Genomic DNA, 2,110 nt, shown 5'->3' with positions numbered 1-2,110 from the left:
AGTTTGGACAGAAAGTATTGGGGAAAATGATTTTCGGTTATAAAATTCAGATTGGATAATAAAAATTGTCTGACTGAATCACAGATCAGATGCAGACAGCCATAGCGGAGAACAGCCGGATGGCACTTGAACAGAATGAATATGAGAGAAGATATGCTGACCTTACCGAAAGGTACAATACCATCAAAGCAGATTATGACAAGATTTCAGAACAGATTGAAAGCAAAAAGGCTCAGAGGGAATTATTCAAGGGTTTCATCCGGGCATTGGAAAAGCAGGGTGCTTTGGTAGAGGAATTCGATGAGGGACTTTGGAGCAGCCTTGTTCATGAAGTGGTGGTAAAGTCAAAGGATGATATACTATTCATCTTTAAGAACGGATTTAAGATAAAAACGAGATAAATTAAATCCTGATTTGACATATATTATAATAGAAGAAAAAAACGAAAATTTGATTATAAAAGGTCAAATTCGTCAGTAGCCATCGGGCTTGTCGGGTTTGACCTTTTATATTGCAAAAATATGACATAAATATGACATAAAATTGATATGCGAATCAGCCGATATAAGGTATAATAAGTGTGTTGAGTTTTACAAATCGGAATTGACAGAGCTCTTTGAGCGAGGGATGATTCTTGTCCGATGGGCAAGAAGATGGGAGCAAGATACAGAAAAATTGGGATTTGTTTATGAGGTGACTTATGGATATAAAGATTGAAAACGGCAAAATCATTTTTAGCGAGAATAATATTAAATATTCTTTTGATGCTCACGGAGAGTATCCTCGTCCGTCAATAATGCCTGCAATCAGCGTTGGTGGAAAGCATTTGTCAAACAGAAGCGAGGATATAAAAATCGAAAAGCATACAGCCGTTCAGGACATTGCTATCGGAAATAATATGGCTGCATGGTATACTCAGGAATTTCTGCCCGACGGAGCCGATTACAAGTTAAGCAAAAAAGCAAGCATATATATTGGAGATTTCTCTACGGGAAAAGAAAAGCTGATATATAAAGGTGAATGTTACGGTGATCTTTGCTTTTACGAAAACGATTTGTTTTTCAATATAGGCAACAAAGTTGCTGTATATCACTTAAACAGCGGAGAATCCGAAGTATTGTTCAAGCATTCAGGCATCAAGAAAAGCGGCATAGACTTGCATATTACGCCAAAGCGTATCTTTTTTCAGCACTGGACACATAGTAATAACAATACAATGTGGTATGACCGTGAAACACAAAAACTTATCAATCCGCATTTTGATGGATCTGTTATGTTTTTCCTTGATGATGAAACAATTATCTACAAAGGTCTTAATCATACCTGGATTTATGATACTAATTCTATGAAAAAGAAATGTTTTTTCAGTAATAAAGACCGTAATAAGATAATTGAAATGGTAGGAATGTTTTTTGATATCCCTAAAGAACATATTAATAAATATACTTCTTCTTGGACAAAAATAGAGCTCAACGGTTTTGAGAATGGCAGATTATATTTTAAATGTTTCCTTGACTATTTTGAAGAAAGCTCTTCTTTTGAAGATGACCAAAGAAATTGTCATTCATTGGGGCTTCCATCAATAGCTCAAACGCAGATATCCTGCGATCTTTCCGGAAAAAACATTATAATAGAAGCAGACAAATCTGACATCGTAATTGAAGAAAAGCCATATAACACACTCCACATGGAGAAATTCGATTTCACAATGGTTACAAAAAAGGCTTTTCGCGACAAACAAGAAATTAACGAATAATCTATTGGTTGTTTATCATAGTGATAAATTCAAGTTTGTCGGGCTGACGAGATACAGAAAACTAGATAACAATAATCAACAGGCAGGTGGTCTTGTAACGAGACCGTCTGCCTTCTTTTATGCCTGCAAGTGCCATTTCTCAAGGGGTGTTCAAATGAACCCCCTTTGAACACCCCTAGGGGAAATAAGGTTAAATTGTATCAAGTTCAGTGTTCCAACGAATCCGTGCCCGTGCGGATATTTTAATGACCCGTCAGGGAAATGCACCTGTACTCCACAAAAGATACATAATTACCTTAATAAAATCAGCGGTCCGCTGCTTGACCGTTTTGATATACATATAGAGGTATCGGC

2 protein-coding genes and 1 pseudogene are annotated in these 2,110 nt (G+C 36.5%); all 3 read left to right on the top strand.

Annotated elements, in window-relative coordinates; translation table 11 throughout:
- The first annotated feature begins 119 nt into the window (after window positions 1-119).
- On the top strand, window positions 120-401 hold the full coding sequence (locus AAAY30_RS11420; RefSeq protein ID WP_252558875.1) for a hypothetical protein: 282 nt from the start codon (window positions 120-122) through the stop codon (window positions 399-401).
- Between the two features lie 299 nt (window positions 402-700).
- Window positions 701-1,756: a hypothetical protein gene (locus tag AAAY30_RS11415; RefSeq protein ID WP_022234474.1), complete on the top strand. Its 1,056-nt coding sequence runs from the start codon at window positions 701-703 to the stop codon at window positions 1,754-1,756.
- A gap of 220 nt (window positions 1,757-1,976) precedes the next feature.
- Window positions 1,977-2,110: pseudogene (locus tag AAAY30_RS11410) on the top strand (ATP-binding protein); the annotation flags it as partial.

Source organism: Ruminococcoides bili (assembly GCF_040093295.1).
In the GTDB taxonomy this organism is placed as follows: domain Bacteria; phylum Bacillota; class Clostridia; order Oscillospirales; family Acutalibacteraceae; genus Ruminococcoides; species Ruminococcoides intestinale_A.
Note: the sequence above shows the minus strand (reverse complement) of the source record. Positions and strands in the feature narration are given on the sequence as shown.

Excerpts from the sequence above, each read along its gene's own strand:
- AAAY30_RS11420 (WP_252558875.1), top strand. The coding sequence starts at position 120 with ATGGCACTTGAACAGAATGAATATGAGAGAAGATATGCTGACCTTACC.
- AAAY30_RS11415 (WP_022234474.1), top strand. The coding sequence starts at position 701 with ATGGATATAAAGATTGAAAACGGCAAAATCATTTTTAGCGAGAATAAT.